Source organism: Reinekea sp. G2M2-21 (assembly GCF_015687175.1).
Taxonomy (GTDB): Bacteria; Pseudomonadota; Gammaproteobacteria; order Pseudomonadales; family Natronospirillaceae; genus Reinekea.
In genome coordinates this window covers 74492-96518 of record NZ_JADPQG010000004.1, presented here as the reverse complement: position 1 = coordinate 96518, position 22027 = coordinate 74492, and the positions used below count along the sequence as shown (strand labels likewise).

The window sequence follows — 22027 nt, the reverse complement described above, 5'->3', positions numbered from 1 at the left end:
GCTGTAGCCGTAGGTGCCTTTGTTGTATTGCTTATTTGGTCATCGCAGCACCGGCACACCCGACGCAACCGTTGGTAAACGGGCGATTACGCTACCTTCGCATTGATACGAATCTTCAAGACGGTCGGAGCTTTTGTGAAAGGTAGCTAAAACGCACCGCCAGCCAAAGCGCCAACACAGGGTTTCCCAACACCGGCAGTAATACAGTAATTAGCACCTTGACCCAGGTTTTCGGTTCAAGCATCCAAACCAGCACCAAGCTTAAGAAAAAACCCGCGTAGAGATCCAGTAAGCTGATTTGCCCCCAGACCATCGCCGTTAATTGGCTCCCCTGTTCACTAAATGTTTGCCAGGAAGACGGCAGCAGCAAAAGCCAGACCAGCAAGACACTGGCGAGCACGCCCACACCTAAAAACACCTTACTTATCACATTCATGTGGTTTCTTTTCCAAGTTTGACCGATGACCTCCACGATACGGTAAAACACGGGCGACAGACCACCCTGAGAAAAATTTCATCGCCTTATTGCAAATGATTATCATTTATATTCTAATGCGCGCACTTAATGATAATTATTCTCAACATGGAACGAATTATGAAACCACTTTTAGCCGTCACTCTGCTTACCGCCTCTCTGGCCAGCGCGGAAGTGACCAAACAGGATGTCGTTACCGGGTACATCGATTTAGCCTATACCAATTACTCGGATGCCCTTGCTACGGCAGAATCGCTACAGTCGGCCGTCAAAACGCTCGTCAAAACGCCTTCCGAGTCCACGTTAGCGGCGGCAAAAAATGCTTGGCTAGCCGCGCGTCCTTCCTATCAGCAATCCGAAGTATTCCGCTTCGGCAACGGTGTTGTCGACGACTGGGAAGGACAACTCAACGCCTGGCCACTGGATGAAGGCTTGATCGACTATGTTGATACCGAATCTTACGAGTATGAACTCGGTAATGACGGCGGTACCGCCAATATTGTGAATAACAAAACCATTGGTGACCTGAAAATTTCGCGGCTGACACCAGAAACATTGGCCGGTCTGAATGAGTTTTCCGGCTCCGAAGCCAACGTCGCGACAGGTTACCACGCCATCGAATTCCTGCTTTGGGGTCAAGATCTAAATGGCCATAACCCAGGAGCGGGCAATCGCCCCTATACCGACTATGCCAAAGGTAAAGACTGTACCCATGGCAACTGCAAACGCCGGGGACAATATCTGCTGGCAGCAACCGAACTGCTGGTAAACGACCTGGAATATATGGTGGATCAATGGTCACCTGAGGGCGATTACCGGGCTGAATTGCTCAATACCGATGCCAATGTTGTTTTAAACAAAATGTTGTTCGGTATGGGGTCTTTGGCCTTGGGCGAACTGGCCGGTGAACGCATCAAGGTGGCACTGACAGCAAACTCCACCGAAGATGAACACGATTGTTTTTCAGACAACACCCACAACTCACATTTCTACAACGCGCAGGGCATCGCCAACCTTTACTTCGGACGATACGAAAATGCGCAAGGTGAAACGATTCAAGTAGTGGGTCTGCGGGATTACCTGTTGATTCAAGGTCAAAACAGTTTGGTGAACGAAGCGGACAATGCCTTTGCCAACACCCGCTCAGCGCTCGACGCGATTGTGCGCAGTGCTCAGAACGGAACGCCTTTCGATCAGCTGATTGCCCCCGGTAATGCAGAAGGTAAAAACCTGTTGAATGCGGCAATCACCAATCTGGTAACCGAAACAGCGGCCATCGAGCAGATTGCACAGGCGGTGGGTCTTACCCAGTTAACACCGGATGATGCCGGCCACGTATTCTGATTCTCAGGTTTCATTATTCAAGCACGGGTCTTCCCGTGCTTTTGTCGTTGTAAGGGTTTCATCCATGAGAACGTTTTGCTTTATCTCGAGCTTATTTTTAGCCACTGCGGTATCGGCGGAGTTACCACTAACCGGAGGTAAAACCACCACCAAACAAAGTGGCACCGCAGCCTTCAGTCAACCGGCCGCAAACCTGCCTTTGCTGGATAAGGTTGACTTCAGCGTCGGTAATTCCTTTTTTCGTAACCCTTGGGTGGTGGCGCCGTCTTCAACCACCGCACGCGACGGTTTAGGGCCGGTCTTTAATACCAACGGGTGTCAGAACTGCCACATACGCGATGGTCGCGGACACGCACCAATGTCATCGGATGACAGCGCCGTGTCTATGCTGATTCGCTTATCCATTGCACCACAAACGGACGCCGACATTGTGCAACAGCAACAACACGGTCCCATCCCTGAACCAACCTACGGCGGGCAGTTACAAGACGTTGCGATCCCCGGTGTGCTACCGGAAGGCAAAATTTCTGTGCAGTGGCGTGAACAAACCTTTACCTACCCCGATGGAGACACCGTTACCTTGCGACGACCCGAATTTAAAATCAGTCAATTAGCGTACGGCGATTTCCACGAGCGGGTGCAAACATCGCCGCGCATCGCACCGCAAATGATTGGCCTGGGTTTGCTTGAACAGATTTCAGCGAACGACATCTTGGCTCATGAAGACCCCGACGACGAAGATAACGATGGAGTTTCAGGCAAAGCCAATCGGGTTTGGGATATTCGTACACAACAAACTACCCTAGGGCGGTTTGGCTGGAAAGCCGGGATGCCCAACTTGGAACAACAAAATGCAGGGGCCTTTAACGGCGACATTGGCATTACCAGCGCGCTGTTTCCAACGGAAGACTGTACCGCTGCGCAGACTGCCTGCCTGGACGCACCCAACGGCGATACCGGTGACGAAAAAGAATTGCAAGCCGATGTTTTGGCCGCTGTTACGTTTTACTCTCGCCATTTAGCCGTGCCCATTCAACGAAATCACGAAGATCCGAATGTGGTGAAAGGTTTCGAACTGTTCAACGACATAGGTTGTTCTGCTTGTCATGTCACCACCTATACAACTGCTAAAAACCCCTCGTTACCGGCTATTTCTGAGCAAACAATTCATCCGTTTACCGATCTGTTGTTGCACGACATGGGTGAAGCGTTAGCGGACAATCGCGAAGAGTATCTGGCCTCAGGCTTGGAATGGCGTACTCCGCCTTTGTGGGGCCTTGGCTACCTTCAGGAAGTGAACGAACAGATTGCACTATTGCACGATGGTCGAGCGCAAAGCGTCGAAGAAGCCATACTCTGGCACGGCGGCGAAGCATTGCCCAGCCAGACCCGATTTACTCAACTGACGGCGCAAGACAGGCATGCCCTGCTTGCTTTCTTAAATTCACTGTAGGTTACGCGATGAAAAAACTTACCTTGAATTTGCTCCTGCTGTTGCCTGGTATTGCAATGGCAGAACGCATCGATCAAACCGCATTACAACAGTTCGTTGCCGCGCAAACCGATTTGCAGGTGCAGATTTCGGCGATGTGTGACGGCGAAAAACAGGTCAATCCCATTTCCTCGTGGCAACAGGCCGCCAGCGGCTGGTTTGCTGTTCAAGCCCTACAATTGCCCGCAGCTGAATTTGTGGAAACCGGCTTTGTCTATGTATTTTGGCCAGACCCCAAGGACCGGTTGCGCAAGCAAATTGATCAAGCCATTAGTCAGCCTCCGGCTCAAGAAAATTGGAAAGACCTACCTGCGTCCGTGCGCAGTTTGTCTGCCATTGAGTACCTGCTCATGCAGGATAAGCCAACCCAATACTGTGACTGGTTGCAAACCATCAGCGCACATCAGGTTGCGCAATCACAACAGTTTTATAGTTTGCAACGCTTTTACGATTTTGACCGGGCGGAACAGATTTCGGCCCTGCACGGCACCGCGTTAACGCTGCATGCGCATTTGAAAGACGTACTCAGCAATGACGCTAAACTCAACTGGTTTCTGGCCCCCGGGTGGCGCAGCGAGTCTCAGCCAATTATCGAAAACGCACTGTTGTTGCAGACGCAAAAACTATTGGCATTGTTTGCCGGAAAACATGAAGACATTGCGCAGTGGCAAAACCAATTAAAAAGCTTATCGATGCTGTCGCTGAGCAGCACGCGTTCCGACATTGAAAAAGTGAACAGCACCAGTGAAGCGTTTGCTGAATATGTGGAAAACACACTAGCGCCCGCGCTGGATATTTACATGGGGTTTAACAATTTTGATGGCGATTAACCGACGCACAATATTAAAAGCTCTCGCAGCTGGCAGTGTGTGCCAATGGACACCCTCAGCGTTTGCGCAACAATCCACTGAACTGATTATCGGTGCCTGCCGACTGGCGGAAAATCAATACGCGTTGTCGGCGGTGGATCTCGACGGCCGGTTACAATGGCAATTGCCGATTCCGGCTCGCGGTCATGACATTGCCGTGCACGACACACAAAATATTGGGGTCGCCATTGCACGACGCCCCGGCCAGCTTTTGGTGTTGTTTGACACCCAAAGCGGGAAACAATGGCAATCATTTCAGGTCGATGATCAATTAAAATTAAATGGCCATGCGGTATGGGTGGGTAATGAGCTGATCGTCAGTGGTGCTGACCGGCTAACCTCGCAAATGATCTTGCTGCGCTACACGCTGAAAGAAAACCAGCTGCACCTGGTCGACAAACAGAGGTTTGATCATTTTGGACCTCACCAAATGGTGCGTTTCGAAAACGCCATTTATGTCGCCGTCGGTGGTTTAAAAACAGATGAACGCGAAGTGACCAACGCCGATGACTTTCAGTCTTCGGTGTTAAAACTACATGCCAGCACACTCCAAACCATCGCTCACTACCCGGCTATAACCAACTACGTGAGCTTACGCCACTTAACGGTTGATCAAACAGGGCAAGTGTTTATCGCCGGACAAACGCAACAGCAACCGCGCGACAGCGAATGCCTGTTGTTTGCCATCCGCGATGGAGAACTGCAACCGTTTGCCGCACCGGAGACATTGTGGGCACAACTGAATGGCTACCTGGGCAACATTCAAATGATTAATGGCAACGTGGTCACCACCAGCCCTCGGTCTAATTGGCTGGGTCAATTCGATACACAATCCCTGGCGCTGAGCGATCAATTCTTTGCACACGACATCTGCGCGCTTGCGCAATCCAGTCAAGGACTGGTTGCCGGAACAGGCACCGGAAAAATGATTATTGGTGAACAAGCCATTAACAGCCACATCATCTGGGACAATCATTTCACCGTAACGAATACCTAAAGTGTGCGTCCCTGCGAAACGCATAGCATACCGCCGTCGGTGAGCAACCTGCCGCGGATGACCTTTCGGGTAGTCCGCATTCCGTTAACCGGATTCGAGTACGAACTGTGCCACGTATTCCTATTGGTAAACAATAAAGGTTTTATTCATAGCCTTCCAAGCTGCGAACAACAATATGTAAACCCGGAATATCTTTTGGGCATTCGAGTAATGACGGTATTTACAATAAATCGGAACATACACCGAAAGTGCTGCACGATCTACAATCGGCCAGTTAGCTGAAGTTCGTCTGATTTTCTCTTAAACTTCGCAGGCTTCGAAGAATACAGATTCTAATGAATAATATTTGGCACCCGAGTTCTGGGAAGCAATTTCCTTCATCTTCTGATAGAAGCCAAGGATTAGTGTTAAATCCCTTGACTACAACACTGGCCTTTAGTTCGTAACTTGGCTGCTTAACAACAAAATGATGCCAGCGCTTCAATTCCTAATGCCGATCAATTTGTGAATTAATCGATTGGTCTTTTATTTTTTCATCTGCCGCTAACAATGCTGCTTTTGATATTATCATCGATAAGGTCTTATCACCTTCGAATGGCAAGAAAATATTATCGTTGGCTTTAGATTTTCGGCTATCTGACACTATACATAGATACTGGTTGTTCGGTTCCATCAATATATTGCCGGATCCCAAATGAATCTTATAGATTCGACGCTTTCCTTCGACCACTAAAAAACGATCTATAAATCGGCATTGCTTTCCGAATATCAACTTTGGTATGAGGTTCTGTAAAATTTCTTTTCGCGTTTCGGCACTCGCCGACAACTCACCAAAACTGAATCGGTGCCAATAGTCTCTATAACGGCCTTCTGGACCGCCATCAGACCATTCGGGATCATTGCCGATTGAACAGACACCAACGTAAAGATCTACGTCTCGAAACACTTCACTCAAAACAATGTCAGGAACTTCATTCAAGGGTAGCGGATTTTGTTGTCGAACATTCGCTTCGGTCAATTCATTGACGTTGCGATGCAATGGGTAAAAGCGTACTTGATCTGTACTGACGTACATAAAGATTCCAGCCTCCGAGGTATCTTCACCGTACTCACCAATCCCGTTCACCCAAAACTCCGCTTGAACATTATATTGATCGATCTTTATTGATGCGATTTCATCTCCACCACCGTCCCAACAACCCTGCAGGGTATAACGCCAACCTCGCGTAGCAGCCAAAGCATTGAACTGATGTTGCTTGATAATGTGCGATGCAAACCGATTGCTATATGTGCTTGTCTGACGTTCTGCATCAGTTAGTAGATATACCTCGCGATGTGCTTGTTTAAAAGGTTGGGTGAATTCTAACTCCACTAAGCGTTGACGCCACGTTTGAATTTCTTCTACTGATGAATAAATGGGGTGCCATAGACAGACTTGCGTGGCTGGAGAAGGCCTGTTCACGCATTGACCATCGACTGTTTCGAGTTGATCATTTCGGTAAATAACCAACTCTGTTTCTTTATCCGTCTTCAGAGACCATATTAAACGCTGGGCAAATACTCCCACGATAGGGTGTTTTAAATAGCGGGACTCCCAGGTTTCGTACGACCATGACATATCTTTTAGAAACAGTTGTTCCAAACGATCCTTCTGCACAGACATCATCGATTTAATGTCCTTCACCGAGCCTTTCAACTCTTTAAGTTCTTGAGCGAAGGACGCTACAACCTTTGCCGGTACAGTTTTTTGAACATCACCGTCGGTTTTTCGCCAAGTTAGATCTACCTGGTGAAAACCATTTACTTCAATCTGCGCCACATACTCACCGACAGTCTCTTCGCCGTAACCGACTCGTTCAAGGCCCAGACTCGGCACCCCCATTTCAGCCAGTTCATCGACCGTCAGGCCTTCGCGTTCAGCAGCCGATTTTAGCGATTTTTCCATTAGCGTTAAGGCTTGACGATATTTGACTTTGATTCTCAACAATGCAAGCTGATACAGTCCCGTCTTACCCGGCATCGAAGACAAGGCGTGAATTACAGCATTACCAATACGTGCGGACTTTGCGCCATGACCAGGGATTTTTTTAAAGACCAGCATGCCAACTTTAGTTAATTGACGTGCGATTTCCGCATCTTCAGTTAGCGAACAACACCACGCTAAACCTTTTATAATGTCGGCATTAATTTCGTCAAAAAGCATATTTGGATCAGTTTCCCAATTGTGTTTTGCTTTTAACTCGACTGTCTTTGGCTTGTCTAGCAGACTAAACCAATCCAAACAGAAATTCTTGAATTGTTCCGAATTGATGGATTGGCGCAACTGCGAAGCAGTTTTTAACCATTTCGCACTAGGTTTTGCCGCATTCGCTGATTTGCAATGCACCAAAAGATCCGACCAGCACTGTTGCTCCTCAATAGGCAATGCTTTAATACTCTTCGACGCATTGTCACTCCACGCCTCTCCCGGAGACAGGGGCAAAGCTGACTTATTAGGATCGCTAAGTAATAGCCGTGCTCGTTCAACCAAACGTCGATTTTCTGCATCGCCATAACCACTGTTTTCGATGCTTTTCGCCAATTTCTTCAAGGGCAGGATTAAACGTTCGTCAACTTCGTGATCTAGCAAGTAGTTTTCTATCGCCCTTATCGCTGACGAAACCGGATAATGATAAGTATGTAGCCGCTTGGCATTGTTTAACTGAACAATCAAGTCACTGATGTGCTCAAATTCGAAAGGCAACTTACGTTTTAGCATGGCGCGAATCACGGATTCCAATGCCCGTTGCTTTGTATTCTCCTTCCGCCAACTGTTTTCATTCTCGATATTGTGGCTATGTACATAGATTGGAAGACAAGCCATTAGGATGTCCAGAGAGGCTTCGGGTTTAAAAGCCATAATGGATTTTCCTGCTTCAAAGTCGGACAACTTTATGTCGTAATGATGACCCGTTTTTCTTATTTCTGATATCAGTTTCTCAATCAGCACTTCATAATCGGAGGAGAGGTTGCATGGAGAGTTGGGCTTTACCACCTCAATCTTTGAAACTTTGCCGAAGATCTTTTTTATAAGACTAGTCACTTTGTATACCTATCTTTTTAATATTAACCACCTACTAGTGGAATCAGCTTTAAAAAAACGACCTTCGTGTTAGGTGTAATTAGGATACGATCATCTAACGCAGTCAGCTGTTGGTCATTTACTAAAAGGAAGAACCCGTTGCTTTGAAAAGCATTTATTGCAACCTCCTGCTGTTCAGCGACATCGATTGTACGTTTCTTTTGAATCTTAAACCCATTCAATACGTTTTCTGCACGTTTGGGTTTAATGAGACCGGAAAAGATTTCGTTGTCTTGATTCTTATAATTGGCTACTTCCTGGGCTACGCGTGATTCAATGAGGGTCTTCACTGAGATTTCTTCCACAGGAAAAAGTACAACTGTATCAGTAAGAACATCGCCAGCGGTGGTTTGATCTTGAATGGATAGCGCGAAACTCACTGCATTTCTCCTTAATAATTCATTAAAAGCTTTCATACTACACTATGACAACTGGTCTCATTGATCATATACGTTGCGACCTTTGATTCTTACATTCCAAATATAAGTCAAAATGCAAATCAAGCCGTTATCTAGAAAGCCGCCATTTAAATTACTTAGGAATATATTGCAGAAGTCTTATTACCGCTACCAAGTAGTCCAATTTTTATCGGAGCTCAAAGCAGCAAATACAGATCAACTGACTTACCACAAGTCCCCTTAATGAGACTAACTCCTGTCTCGGCGGCATAAAATACCCCCTTTGTTTACAACAATATTGCTTAGTTGCCATCTCTATTGTGTTGTTATCTACTTTTCTGTTCACCGCCTGTTTCGTGAACGCATCGAACTTAAGGATGAGACAACGATCACAAAGCTCGCGATTCGAGCAAATTTCCTCTTTAACACCATCGCCGTAAACCGTGTAATAGCGCTATTCACAAGGAATCATCATTTAAGGATATAAATGAATTTTCAGGACCCTGCCCCTGCGTCCGTCTTTGACGCATCTGGCGATCAACGAATCGACGCGCCCGAACAAACCATTGCCTCCACGTTTTCCATCAACAAAGAAGCCGTTCGCAAACTTCCAGATTCTGTGAAATCGCAATTGCGCGGCAGTTTAAGCGACTGGGCAATACTCGATAACACCCAAGCCAAACACTTCCGCAGCGGCGAAGGCATACAGTTTTTTGAACAAGATGGGCAACGTTACCGAAAAGCCTCTCGACCCACGGCAAACAGCAGCACCCTATGCTGCGTTACCACGGGATGGGTACAACGCCAAAATCAGGCCAGGCAAAAACAGACCGGCAGCGCGTTAACGTCCGCTGCCCAGGCTCAGATCGAGCGACACCAGCCCGAGATAGCACCGCCCAAACAAACTCTGGCGAGCGAAACGTTTGCCGAGCCGAGTCAAACCAACCACAACTTACATTTGTCCATTTTAAACCCGGACGGCAACCCCATGCCGGACGCTCGCTACGAAGTGCAGATTGAAGGTCAAACCTTCACCGGCAAAATCTCAGATAATGGCGAAACAGATGTCACCTTTCTACCGGCGGGTGAAGCCACGGTCACTATTTTACCCAAAGACGATGAGCTACCTGCATTACGACAACAGGTTAAAGCAGGCCTGGATGGGCTTGTCGCCGAAGCCATGGAACGCAAAATCATGCTCGACGATTTATTGTTTCAAGATGGGTTTGGCAATGGCGCGCTGATTATCGGCGTTATCTGGGCTAAAGCAGTTTTCGACCGCGGTGTGGACCTGACCAAAGACACGATCGAGATGGTAAAGGGCGTGCCCGATGCGGTATCCAGCGCAAAGTCAGCGCTGTATCAAGCCATGCAAGACGCCGATCATGACGGCATACGCGACGGATACGCCTATCTAGTTAACGCGGCCGGAGAAGCAAAAGCCGATATTGAACGTTTGGCTGCTGTCACCAGTGCTCTGATTGACGACACCGAATTCTGGAGCCTGATCAGTGCCTTTCCGGCGCGTTATTACGACAGCATGTCGGCCGAAGACCAGGCTAAACTGTTCGGCGCTGCCAGTTTCGACCTCGCTGCGTGTTTCATCGCGGCCGCCGCATTGGCAAAAGCCTCCACCGCGGTAACCACTCTGCGCTCCAGCGCAGGACTTGGCGCTATCCTGGCCGCCTCACCTCGCTTCGTGCCGTTGGTGGACGCCATTAAACGCATTGCCCATATACACGAACTAAAGCGATACCCGCTGGTTAAAAAAGTATCCATCACCAAACACGAACAGAAACTGGAACTGAAACAAAACGCCCGCACAGAGGCATTGCCAGAAAAACCGGTGGTTCACGATACCAACGCAGCAAAAACCGACACTGACAAAGCCAGCGAGTGTGCGTCACAAACCTGCAAAAGTGGCGAACCCATCAGCATGGTCACCGGTGAAGAATTGTTTGAGGCAACAGACTTCCACCTGCCAGGCCCGGTGCCCTTGGCCTGGAAGCGCACCTACCGCAGTACCGCCAGTGGCACGCGTTCAGAATTAGGTTTCGGCTGGAGCCACCCTTGGGCTGTCCATCTGCGTATTGACGCTGACACTATTTGGTTGCGCACCGAAGAAGGCATTAGCGTCCCCTTCTCATTACCGGAGCACGGTGCAACCCACCGTCACGTTATCGGCAGTTCCATCAGTCGTTTCCACGACAATTTCACCGTACTGCACAACGGGCAGACCTTTTTCTTTACGCCCGACCCGATGCGGCCAGAGCATTTGCGGTTGGCGCAGGTCAGTAACGACAGTAAAACCGCCTTCTGGACTTTGCACTACCACGACACGACAGGTCGATTGGAAAGCGCCTCAAACAGCTGGGGTGGTATTCTACACTTCCATTGGAATGACCATGGCCTGCGCAGTATTGTCAGCGAAGAGGTCGCGACTGGTACGAAGACACCATTGGTGCGGTACCGCGTCAATGCCGAAGGCGATTTATTTGCCGCGAAACGCCACGGTTTTCCAACAGAGCAATACCGCTACACAAACCATTTATTTGCCTTGCGGCAAACCGAAAGCGGCGCACGTTATCGGTTTGAATGGGATGAACTGACACCCAATGCCCGATGTACCCGTCAGGCCTCCGAAGATGGGCACTACAACTATCAGTTCAATTGGGACTACCGGGGTGAGGATTGCCCACACGATGATCGTGTAGCCTATTGGAATAAAACCACCGACAGCAACGGTGTGGCGGAACTGTTCGGTTATGACGAGCACGCCTTACTCTTGTGTCATGTGCAAGGCGACGGCGGCACAGAATATTTTTATTACAACGACCTGCAACAACTGACCAAACACCTGAACACAGAGGGTCAAAGCACACACTACCGCTACGACGAACACCAACGAGTCGTTCATCAAACCGATATCGGCGGACAAAGCACGTCTATCCGGTACTGGCGTAACACGCATTTGCCGGAACGTGTGACCAACCACCTTGGGCAAACCCTGCACTTTGCTTACGACGAACAAGACCGTCTTATCCGTAAAACCTTCGCCGACGGCAAACAGGAAACCTACCATTACGCGTTTGGCCGGCTGGCCCATAAAGTAGACCCATTAGACCAAGAACATCGGTTTACCTGGCACGAGCATTGGGGCACCCTCGCGCGATACGAGTGTTACCGAGACCTACCGGCAGAGAGTCGCTTGCAGCAATCGGTCGACTTTATGTACGACGACAACGGGCGGCTCATTAGCCAATGCGACCACCTGGGCAACGAGCAGCACTTCAGGTACAACGACCGTGGTCAGCTCACCACAAAAACGAATCAATACGGTGCGGCAGAACATTTTCGATACGACGCTCTGGGTCGCGTCGTCGCGCAAACGGACACCGCCGGACGCACGACGCAGTTTCATTACGGCAACTTCGCGCAACTCGAAGCAAAGACGCTACCGGACGGTAATCAGATACAGTTTGAATACGACCGAGAGCGTAACCTTACCGCGTTGATTAACCCGAACGGTGCCGCGCATCGTTTCGAATACGACGCTTGCGAGCGCATTAAAAAAGAAACCACCGTCGACGGCCGCACTACCGAATACCACTACAACACGCTCGGCCACTTAACCGGCTTAACCGATGGCCGTATTCACGCCACCTTTCAGCGCGACACCTACGGCAAACTACTGAGCGAATATTACAGCGACCCGGGTCGACCAAACGCCGACGTATTCAACAGCTTTGTGTATGACGAACTCGGGCAGTTAATTCGCGCCGGTAATGCCCAAGCCGACGTTGAATTCAAATACAGCGGCCAAGGGCAACTCATTCAGGAAAGCAGCACCCACACCTTTAAGGGCGCGTTTGGCAAACTGGATGCGCATCGTCACGAATCACATTTCCAATACACAGACCAAGGGCAATTGCAGGCACTGCATCACAAAGCGTTTAAGCCTGAAACACCGGACATGCAATTTGGCTTTGTGCACCGTGGTACTTACCGCATGCGCCGAACCAGCTGGCACGAGCAGTACCATTGGCACGACAACGGCGCGTTGGCTTCCATCCGTGTCGGCAATGACCAAAGCGAGCACACCCTTTTACAACAACAAACCAATGACCTCGGCCAGATTACCGAACGGCAACAGGGCCAACATACCCTTGCCTACGGTTACGACGCCGAGCGACGTTTGCAACAGGTCACCCGGCTCAACCAAAGAGCGCGATCTGGCGAAGCCGTGGTACAGGAACGCTCGTACCAATACGACAACGCAGGCCGACTGTCGCAACTCAACGACAGCCTTACCGGCACCCTGCACTACCACTATAACGCCGTTGACGCGTTGACCCAGGTATACGACACACCCTTCACCAGCGACCCGGTCGGCAACCGACTGCCCGAAGGCTTGGATAAACTGCTAGACAACCGCTTACCGTTCTGGGGCGACCGACACTACGAATACGACGACTGGGGCAACATCGTCACCATCAAACGCGGTCAGGGTAAAGCGCTGGTCCAGGCTCTCAGCTACAACGCCAAACACCAGCTCATCGAACTGGTGGAAACACATCATGGCGAATTTAAACAGAAGCTCACCTTCGCGTACGACGCCTTGGGCCGACGCCTGCGCAAAGAAGTGTTTACCGATGCCACAAACCCAAACTACGACTACGCCGAACACACTGTCTGGCGCGGACAGCACGCCATACAAACGCGCACGTTCGGTAGCAACAAACGTTGCCTGCACGATCAAGCCGTGGTTTACCAACCCGGCAGCCACACCCCTCTGGCCCTGCTCGACAGCGACCACGGCTTACTGGATATCGACACCGATCACCTTGGCACCCCCAAAGCCCTGTTTGACCACCATACCGGCACCGAACTGTGGCGCACCGATCACGACCTGTACGGCGCCACAAAAAACGAGCACGCCAAAAACGGCCGCCTGCACGTCAACTTACGTTTTCAAGGCCAAAGCGAAGACCGGGAAACCGGGCTGTACTACAACTTCAACCGATACTATGATCCTCAAGCCGGGCGATACATCAACCACGACCCGATTGGGTTAATGGGAGGGTTAAACCAGTACCAGTATTGTCCGAACCCGGTGCAATGGGTTGATCCGCTGGGGTTAATTTGTAAGGAGGCCTTCAAAAATATTAAAGGCACTACTTACACTGGAAGAATGCATAGAATGGAAAAACCCGAGCAGACTGAAACAACTTGGACAGCTGGCTCTTGGAATGTAAACGCATCCCATCGATATTCAGATAGGGGATTAGGTGCAATTTATGGTGGAACGGACAAGAAAACTGCATTTGCCGAAGTTAACCACTATGACGATAAATATGGATATGATACATCCCAACGGAAGTATAAATATAAAGACGTGAGCATTGATAACATGCTGGACCTTACTAATCCATCTGTGAGAGACAAACTAGGTGTTTCTCTTGAAGATCTCACGATGACGGGAAAGGATAAATATTCCATTACGCATCAAATCGGAAATTTAGCAAATGAAATTGGTTACAATGGCATCATCGCACCATCTGCTAGAAATCTAGCTGGTGCAAACGTTGTAGTCTTTGGAGGTTTTTGAAAATGAACAATGAATTCGTACCAAAAGGAGAGGGCTTAGAAATCGAATATGACAGATATGACAGAACTCCTACTCCGGATTATCCCAACGCGGAGGCTTGGTGGCAAAAGTTCTGTTTAAGCGGCTTTGACGAACTTGAAAAGAGTGGTCTTAAAGCAAAACTTCTTAAAGAGTTGAATAACGATGCTTACTTAGCAATGGCAGTGAACCACTTTGTTGGAAAAAATTATAAAACCTGGTTAGATAAAGAAGGAATTGAAGACCTAGGAGGCCTAACACCTAGGCAATGTCTTAGCTCAGACTATGGAATGAAAAGGCTTCGAATGCTTTTCTTAACATCTCATTAGGTAATTTTAGCTGGAAAAAGGACCGACTCGTTTCGATTTAAATAAGGCCCCGATGAATGTACTCGATATAACTGACCCCTAAGTAGCTGGCACTTGGAATTACAAGGGTGGACCTACTACATCTGCAACACAAGAGATAGATTTAAAAACGCAAGAACAAGGAATTAATATGATTAGGTTTTATTCTGAGAGAGCAAATGGCGGTATAAATAACGCTATTCCGAACAACTTCAACGATATTTTGAAAATATAAAAATTCAAAATAGCTGGATGTGAACTAATGAAATTGGACCATTCGCAGATTAATCTTGTTTCGTTAACATCATTGCTTATTCGACTAAAAACAGATCCGATTCAAATGCCAATATGCTTGGAGTATTTTAGTTGTGAATGAAGAGCCATTAACACCCGAAGGTGAAGGTTTTGAAATCGACTACGATTATTATAACACTAAAAAAAACAGGCGATTTAAAACTGCAGATCAATGGTGGCAGACATTCTGTACGAATGGAGCAGATGAATTGGAAAAAAGTGACATTAGAAAGGAGTTACTAAGAGAATTAGACGACGACGTATACCTAGCAATGGCAGTAAATCACTTTATCGGAAAAAACTATAAATCCTGGCTAGATAAAAAAGGCATAGAAACATTAGGTGGTTTTACGCCAAGAGAATGCTTGAAATCAAACTACGGCATAAAAAGACTTCGAATGCTTTTTTTAATGTCGCATTAAAAAATCTAAAATCAACAGAAACCAAAGTTGCGATTTCAGATTATCGCTTGAAATTCTTCAAGGAATAACCGGTATTTTTCTTTACTCTGAAAATCCAGCCGTAACAATAATGAGTAAAAGTAAATTCAACATTTGAAAATGGACTTTAATTTCATCTGACGAAGGGGCATGAAAAATCAATGACAGTTTCGAAGGAGCCCACAAAGGAACACTCAGTCTATGATTTGTCGATAAAATTATTTATAGATAAAACCAGTGAGCAGAAAATCGGTATCAGAGTACTACGCCAACATCTATCTACTTCAATATCGGATATACTTTATGCAATGGAGAATTCCGATCCGATTTATACAACAACCCTAAAGAGTTCTAATTTGTATGAAGGTTGGAAAGAGCTTTATGCGATAGCATCCTCCCTTAACCATTACGCAGTCGACTTTAGAGTCGTCGTGAATAACAAAGAAAGACAAGCTGACTATATTGATGAACTTAAATCTCTGATACTGGCGATCGACTGGAACGATATCCACTAAAAGAAACTAAACATCGACTTATTGCCAAGGACGAACGAAAATGACGCATGACCTGCTGACCCCACTGCAAAAAATGGCGTTGGTTCTAGATGCCCCCATCATCATTACTGGCACCATTAAAAACTACACAGATCTGAAACCAAGTGGTATCGAGGAAAGTTTGAATATGCTCTCCAGTTGGTGGGATATCCATTCCAAAAGCGAACTGGAAGAAACACTCCAATGGTTAGATCAAGAAGGTGGCCATACTGTTGTTTACCACAAAGTGTTGGATGAATTGTTGCCTCTCACCCATGTGCAACAACAGGCCAGAGTTGAGCGTGCAAAAAAACAAGATCATAAAGAAGGGATTCGGTTCAAAACCGCCTTGCAATATTTGTATGACCTAAGTCCGGCAACCATATACGCCTTCGACGTCGCTCGCTACGTTAATTTAGCGAAGACCGGCTACAGTCTGGACTGGTTTTCCGAACAAGAGCTTTGGAGCATGCTGGAAGAGAAAGCCAGGTCAATTACAGAAAAACCAGTATTCGCGACGCATGAAGACTATTTACTGTCGTTCGCAGTAGGTAGAACGTTTTCGATGGGGCATGATTCAGGCACCATAAAACAGACCAATGAAAATATTAAAACTCTAATCACCAGTCCTGAATCGCCCTTTGTTAGTTATATCAATTGGTCAACTATTGTACAAGAAGCTCAGATCAAAGAGGGTGTAGAATGACGACTACACAAGCAACACTGTATGATGACATTGCAGAACTGTTCAAACGCGATGATTTTCAGGCAATTCTGAGTCGACTGTCATTGACCTCGGTTATTGAGGCAAACCATCCCCACATTTTCTTTTTTTACGCTAAAGCACAGCAAGAGTTAAAGGTTAATCCATACGCAATTATTGATACTTGCCAAACTGCTGAAAACGCGTTCCCTGGCTTTACATCCATAAAGCTTATTCACTTTTATGCGCTAAGGGCTTTGGAGGATAACTCCTCTGCCATAGAACTGGGTTTAGTGCTGTTTTATGAAAATGCCGTTGACATTCAGTTTCTGCTGGACCTATCCGCGTTACTAAAAGAAAACGGCAACCCGCTTGCCGATGTCGTAGGGTACCAAGCACAGTTTCAAATCGCGCAATACTATTACAACCGTGGAGACTACCGCCAAGCGGAAAATGCGGTAATGGCGGCTAATCAAAGTCAAGCAAATGCTCACGAGGCAAAATTATTAGAAGTAAAAATCTTGCTTTCTCAAGGGCGCTTAGCTGAGGCGAAGCAACGGGCGGAAGAATACAAAACACACACGGATATTGCCTATGACATTATCCGCCTACTCATCAACCTCTATCACCACATTAACGATATCGAGGCGCGCGATGCTGCAATAGCGGAACTTTCACGGAAATACCCTGAAGATCCGCATACTCGAAAGCTTGACTATCGGTATAGCCAAGAAAACCGAAGCGACAGTGAAAATCTAACGTATCTGGAAAAATGCGTTGAACCCGATGCACTAGACAGTTGGTGGGTAGTTCAGCGGGCTTCGCTAGTTCATAAACTCAGTTCAGACACTCATTATCTGAATGTGACAGGTTCGAAAGAAGATTTTTGGATTCGTTTACGAACACTGGCGGAATCCGGCTTAACAACACACTGCTTGCAACAAGCACAAACTGCGTTGGAAAACGACGGTGATATCGAAAACTTTTTGGCCTTGTGCCAGCTCATATTCGACCAAGGTAAGCAAAGAGAGCTTTACCACCTGCTTAACCCGCGTTTGGATTTAATCGCAAGACACCCAGAGCTACGCGTACTCTACGCAAAGGTGTTGTCCAATGTCGACAGTTACGAGACAGCATTCAATTACTTAACCTTGGAACGCCAACGAACTCCAGAAGATGAAGGGATCTTTGGGTGTTTAGCCCATTTAAAGCTTTCCTACTTCACTATGCTGGAAGCGCAGCCGGCAGATAAAAGCGATCTATGCGAATACTCAGAATATCTTGAGAAAAGCATTGCTGACAATCCTGAAGATAGTATGACGACTTACTATCTTGGTTACATTAAATTAGTAGAAATGAAGTACGATGACGCCTTAGATCTATTGATCAAAGCGCGCAACATTGGTTTAGTAGGCGCTCACATGCCGTTCAACGCTTACTGGATTGCATACACAGAATTCAAAATGAATCGCTGTAATGAAGCACTCACGTCATTTGAAACCTGGTTTGAAAAACGGGTTCACCAATCGTTCAATATCACCAATCACTTAGCATTAAAAGCGCTCATCAACGCGACTATCGATCAGGAAAAGGTACAATTTCAGAAGAAAACAGTGCCGCTCAAAACACCTTTTTGGCAACGAATGGTCTTTGCTTTCCTGGCAGTTTTGATAAACGTCTTTTTGTACCGTATCGAAATTTCAACCAGTCTGATTCCGACCCTCATCCTAAAGATTCTGGCAACACTGGGAATGATTACAGTCATTCTTTGGACGTTAAGCGCATTTAAGTATCAACGTCGCAGAAAACGCTTATTAAATCAGACAAAATAGTTCTCCTGAGGAAATATTATGCAGCAGAAGAAGAAGAAGAAGATTCACCTGAATATGAAGGCACTATGAAAAAATCACAATTGCTAGCACTTATTTCACCTATATTTTTTTTAGCTTGCAACGAAAAATCATCAGTTTCGATTCCTCCTGAACCGAGCAATCCTAAAATTACTGAAACACTAACGACAGTGTATGACCTTCAGAGAACAAATTTAGATAGCCTAGTTCAGACAGAACAAAACCCTTTAATATTAATGCCAGAAATCATTGATTCTGGTATCAACTTCCTTCCAGTAGGAGTTGAGATTCCCAAAGGTGATGAACAGCTGATTTCTTCAATCAGACTAAAACCACTTAGCCCTGCAGGAAATTTTGTGACTTATACAATGTCCTTCGAAAACGGCAAAGCGCATAGCACTGACAAACCTTTGGTAAAAGTTAAAGAGCACATCATCAGTGACCAAGGAATGAACGTAGTAAGCAACCAATATGCCGAGCTATCGCTATGGAATGAAGAATCAATCGTAAACTCGTCCTACTCTCAATATTTGAAAGACAACGAAGAACTTCAAATAGAAGTTAGTATCGTTTCCAGCCAAAGAAGGAAAACAGTTGCCGATCCTAAAGACATGGTACTACAGAGCATTGAGTTTCAGTCGATTGTCATTAATGACGATGATTGGAATAACTCAAGTCACGGCGTTTATCATTCGAGTAGTTGTGCAGAATACCGAAATGACATAACTGGCGATGTATCCATTACGTCAAACGATGGTACTCTTGAAGCGTCTGGCACGTTGGAGCTATCTGGAGAAAGCTTTGCTGATTTTACCCTCCAGGGCGAATACACTAAAAACCTTAAGGGCAAAATTCACTTTTCTGCAGTTTCTGAACCGCAAAACATTGAATTGGATTTCGCAATAAATGATAACTTAGCTTTCGAAGGTCAATATAACTACAACGGATGTGGAATGTACCTACAAGTTCATTCAAATATATTCGAGACTCTCCAATGGGATAAAACCACTACAGATCTAAGTATTAACTACGTAAACCGGGCTATCGGTATCGATCAAATAGCATCCATCGAAGGCTACAGCATATCGACAACACCGCAGATTGTCAGCGATGGAATTAAGCTGTATCCAGATGGCATCTACATCAATCCTGCCGATCAAAGTGCTTCTAAAGTAGCTGTCTCATTCGACAACCTTTCAATTAACACTCAAGAAAAAGAGATCATGATTGATTTTAGCATCGCAGATTTTGATTTTGGTGATTGCGAATCTATTGATCTGACAGTGCAATACCTTTTTGAACAATCGGAAGTTCGGATGTCAAAATTTCCTTTTAACAGTATAGGTGAAAAACATGTTTCTTTGCCTTTCTATTCAGCAGCCCTGACTGATACCAATCCACTTTACTTGAGCGCACAAGTCAACAACTGCATACCAACCGTTCACATTGCAAAGCCCGAGTTGATAATTACGGGCATACAGGTGAATCACCATGCTTTTGACAGGCACGTACTCTCTGGTGACTGGCTATACAGCATTCAAAGCTCTGGAGATTCATGCACAGAGATGGAATTTGAGGGATCAATAAAAATAGAACCGAATGTGTCTCAATCCATTCAGTTACCGTCAAACACTACTTTAGAATTTGAAGTGACGAACAATGGAATATTGCGTTGGTTGTGGGACATTAATGATCAAACCACTTTCACTGAAAAGCCTTTTTTGTATAGTGATTCAATCAAGTCAGAACTGGTAACCCAAGAGAATTGTATTCATCAATTTCAATTGGAGCGGAGTATGAGTACATGAAGCCATTGATTTTTAATCTAAAAATCTGCATTTTCAAAATGGGCGGCACCCGATAAATACGAGCTCTGTAGTTAGCCGCATCAGGCGCTTGCTGAGGTATTCATCAGCTTTTTAGAACGACGTTTCGGAGCTTTTTCACGCAGCTGCAGTAAAAACCACAGTGGGATTTAAAAATAGGGGCGAAAACGCCCCATTGAAACGCTCCAACCAAAACCGAAACCTCCCACAACAGTCAAACGCAGCAGCTGTGCGAGCCAATGTTCGTCGATTACTTCGGCGATTTTTTTCAGGCCAGCGTCAACGGTATTGCCATGCCCCGCTGCCCCGCTGCGCCGGTGTGCGGTAAGCGTCAAAGACATTGGCAACATGGCGCAGCAACAGCTGGCCAGCCGGGGTGATCTGCAGGTTGTGCTCGTCCATGGTCAACAGACCATCGGCCGCCATGGCTGCCAATTCAGCGTCGGTGTCGGCAAAGTAATCCCGAAAGCTGACATCATAGAGTTGATAGAAACGATCAAAGTTCACCTGCCCCTGACACATCAGATCCATAATCACCTGCCCGCGCAGCCGATCGTCAGCGCTGCTGCTGTACCCTTTGCTGATCGGTAACTGGCCCGCCTGCACTGCCTGTAGGTATTCGGCTTCGGTTTTCAGGTTCTGATAAAAAGTATCGCCCACTTTGCCGATTGAGGTGACACCAAAGCCAAGCATGTCAGCATCGCTTTGCGTGGCATAACCCTGAAAATTTCGTTGCAGGCTGTTATCGCTACGCGCTTTCGCCAGGGTATCGTCTGGCAGGGCAAAATGGTCGAGCCCGATGTAGTCATAACCCGCCGCCTGGAAACGATCGATGGCCAGTTCCAGCAGCGACAGCTTTTCTGATACATCCGGCAGACTGTATTTGTCGATCTGCCGCTGTGCTTTGATCATCTCAGGCATATGGGCATAGGCGTAGATCGCCGCCCGCTCCGGACGGTGCTCCAACACGCGATCGATGGTGTCCGCAAAGGTCTGCTGAGTCTGCATCGGCAGGCCGTAAATCAGATCGACATTCACCGACTCAACGCCGGCGGCACGCGCAGCATTCATCTGTGCGAAGGTTTCCTCTGGGCTTTGAATGCGGTTAACGGCCTTTTGCACCGTCGGGTCCAGATCCTGTACGCCAAAGCTCATGCGGTTAAAGCCGAGCTTTGCCAGCTCTTCGATCATCTCGACATCGGCCGCTCTCGGGTCAACTTCAATTGAATATTCGCCGTCGTCCAAAATGTCAAAATGGGTCTGAATCGATTCCCACAGGTGCCGCAACTGAGACAAACTTAGAAAGGTCGGTGTGCCACCGCCCAGATGGATTTGCTGAACCTTGCGCCGTGACTTTGGCAGTTGCTGCGCAACCAGAGCCATCTCAGCAATGACGGCATCCAGATACGGCAGACTGCGACTGTGATCCCGGGTAATGATGCGACTGCAGGCACAATAAAAACACGGCGACCGACAGAACGGGATATGAAAATAAAGCGACAACGGCTTATCCCGATTCGGGCTGTTGTCCAGTGCCTCACGCCAGCGCTCAATGCTGAAGTCCGGTTGAAACTGCAACGCCGTCGGGTAAGAGGTATAGCGGGGCATGGTTCTGTCGTAGCGATACAGAAGATCGCGATTGTATTGCGGAATAATTTTCATACTTCAACTCCTGCTGCAGAATTTATTGGTATCGTTTCAGCCCAATGGTC

General features: G+C 47.1%; 14 protein-coding genes. 10 read left to right on the top strand and 4 right to left on the bottom strand.

All coding sequences use genetic code 11. From position 1 onward, the window contains the following. Positions 1 to 115 precede the first annotated feature (115 nt). Positions 116 to 436, bottom strand: a complete 321-nt coding sequence (locus IYN85_RS15580; protein WP_196159848.1) for a hypothetical protein — start codon at positions 434 to 436, stop codon at positions 116 to 118. A gap of 159 nt (positions 437 to 595) precedes the next feature. On the opposite strand from IYN85_RS15580, the gene IYN85_RS15575 reads away from it, so the two are divergent. The 4 genes from IYN85_RS15575 (at position 596) to IYN85_RS15560 (ending at position 5177) form a co-directional block, all read left to right on the top strand. Then, the gene (locus tag IYN85_RS15575) at positions 596 to 1819 is read left to right on the top strand and encodes an imelysin family protein (protein WP_230390786.1); all 1224 of its coding nucleotides are present in this window, start codon (positions 596 to 598) and stop codon (positions 1817 to 1819) included. A 64-nt stretch (positions 1820 to 1883) separates the two neighbouring features. Next, positions 1884 to 3272 (top strand): di-heme oxidoredictase family protein, encoded by a 1389-nt coding sequence (locus IYN85_RS15570; protein ID WP_196159847.1) that lies wholly within the window; start codon positions 1884 to 1886, stop codon positions 3270 to 3272. Between the two features lie 8 nt (positions 3273 to 3280). Then, on the top strand, positions 3281 to 4141 hold the full coding sequence (locus tag IYN85_RS15565; protein ID WP_196159846.1) for a hypothetical protein: 861 nt from the start codon (positions 3281 to 3283) through the stop codon (positions 4139 to 4141). Further along, the gene (locus IYN85_RS15560) at positions 4131 to 5177 is read left to right on the top strand and encodes a DUF1513 domain-containing protein (protein ID WP_196159845.1); all 1047 of its coding nucleotides are present in this window, start codon (positions 4131 to 4133) and stop codon (positions 5175 to 5177) included. The genes IYN85_RS15565 and IYN85_RS15560 overlap by 11 nt, the downstream gene beginning before the upstream one ends. 487 nt (positions 5178 to 5664) lie before the next feature. Here the strand turns inward: IYN85_RS15560 and IYN85_RS26450 are convergent, their stop codons facing one another. After that, on the bottom strand, positions 5665 to 8259 hold the full coding sequence (locus IYN85_RS26450; RefSeq protein WP_196159844.1) for a DUF4132 domain-containing protein: 2595 nt from the start codon (positions 8257 to 8259) through the stop codon (positions 5665 to 5667). A 23-nt stretch (positions 8260 to 8282) separates the two neighbouring features. Further along, entirely contained in the window at positions 8283 to 8714 is a 432-nt protein-coding gene (locus tag IYN85_RS15550; protein WP_196159843.1) for a hypothetical protein, read from the bottom strand. A 469-nt stretch (positions 8715 to 9183) separates the two neighbouring features. Between IYN85_RS15550 and IYN85_RS15545 the strand changes: the two genes are divergently transcribed. From IYN85_RS15545 to IYN85_RS15520, 6 genes are all read left to right on the top strand, one after another. Continuing rightward, entirely contained in the window at positions 9184 to 14304 is a 5121-nt protein-coding gene (locus tag IYN85_RS15545) for an RHS repeat-associated core domain-containing protein (RefSeq protein ID WP_196159842.1), read from the top strand. Positions 14305 to 14306: 2 nt separating this feature from the next. Beyond that, positions 14307 to 14651 carry a hypothetical protein gene (locus tag IYN85_RS15540; protein ID WP_196159841.1) on the top strand — a complete coding sequence of 115 codons (345 nt, stop codon included), beginning with the start codon at positions 14307 to 14309 and terminating at the stop codon, positions 14649 to 14651. A 386-nt stretch (positions 14652 to 15037) separates the two neighbouring features. Further along, on the top strand, positions 15038 to 15385 hold the full coding sequence (locus IYN85_RS15535) for a hypothetical protein (RefSeq protein ID WP_196159840.1): 348 nt from the start codon (positions 15038 to 15040) through the stop codon (positions 15383 to 15385). Between the two features lie 573 nt (positions 15386 to 15958). Continuing rightward, positions 15959 to 16642: a DUF1266 domain-containing protein gene (locus IYN85_RS15530; RefSeq protein ID WP_196159839.1), complete on the top strand. Its 684-nt coding sequence runs from the start codon at positions 15959 to 15961 to the stop codon at positions 16640 to 16642. Next, positions 16639 to 18471 (top strand): hypothetical protein, encoded by a 1833-nt coding sequence (locus IYN85_RS15525; RefSeq protein WP_196159838.1) that lies wholly within the window; start codon positions 16639 to 16641, stop codon positions 18469 to 18471. Before IYN85_RS15530 ends, IYN85_RS15525 begins: the two co-directional genes overlap by 4 nt. Before the next feature lie 65 nt (positions 18472 to 18536). Continuing rightward, positions 18537 to 20297, top strand: a complete 1761-nt coding sequence (locus IYN85_RS15520) for a hypothetical protein (RefSeq protein ID WP_196159837.1) — start codon at positions 18537 to 18539, stop codon at positions 20295 to 20297. A gap of 297 nt (positions 20298 to 20594) precedes the next feature. Here the strand turns inward: IYN85_RS15520 and hemN are convergent, their stop codons facing one another. Continuing rightward, the gene (hemN, locus tag IYN85_RS15515) at positions 20595 to 21977 is read right to left on the bottom strand and encodes an oxygen-independent coproporphyrinogen III oxidase (protein ID WP_196159836.1); all 1383 of its coding nucleotides are present in this window, start codon (positions 21975 to 21977) and stop codon (positions 20595 to 20597) included. Between the last annotated feature and the right edge of the window lie 50 nt (positions 21978 to 22027).

Coding starts and splice junctions, on each gene's coding strand:
- IYN85_RS15580 (WP_196159848.1), bottom strand. CDS start 436: ATGAATGTGATAAGTAAGGTGTTTTTAGGTGTGGGCGTGCTCGCCAGT.
- IYN85_RS15575 (WP_230390786.1), top strand. CDS start 596: ATGAAACCACTTTTAGCCGTCACTCTGCTTACCGCCTCTCTGGCCAGC.
- IYN85_RS15570 (WP_196159847.1), top strand. CDS start 1,884: ATGAGAACGTTTTGCTTTATCTCGAGCTTATTTTTAGCCACTGCGGTA.
- IYN85_RS15565 (WP_196159846.1), top strand. CDS start 3,281: ATGAAAAAACTTACCTTGAATTTGCTCCTGCTGTTGCCTGGTATTGCA.
- IYN85_RS15560 (WP_196159845.1), top strand. CDS start 4,131: ATGGCGATTAACCGACGCACAATATTAAAAGCTCTCGCAGCTGGCAGT.
- IYN85_RS15550 (WP_196159843.1), bottom strand. CDS start 8,714: ATGAAAGCTTTTAATGAATTATTAAGGAGAAATGCAGTGAGTTTCGCG.
- IYN85_RS15545 (WP_196159842.1), top strand. CDS start 9,184: ATGAATTTTCAGGACCCTGCCCCTGCGTCCGTCTTTGACGCATCTGGC.
- IYN85_RS15540 (WP_196159841.1), top strand. CDS start 14,307: ATGAACAATGAATTCGTACCAAAAGGAGAGGGCTTAGAAATCGAATAT.
- IYN85_RS15530 (WP_196159839.1), top strand. CDS start 15,959: ATGACGCATGACCTGCTGACCCCACTGCAAAAAATGGCGTTGGTTCTA.
- IYN85_RS15525 (WP_196159838.1), top strand. CDS start 16,639: ATGACGACTACACAAGCAACACTGTATGATGACATTGCAGAACTGTTC.
- IYN85_RS15520 (WP_196159837.1), top strand. CDS start 18,537: ATGAAAAAATCACAATTGCTAGCACTTATTTCACCTATATTTTTTTTA.
- hemN (WP_196159836.1), bottom strand. CDS start 21,977: ATGAAAATTATTCCGCAATACAATCGCGATCTTCTGTATCGCTACGAC.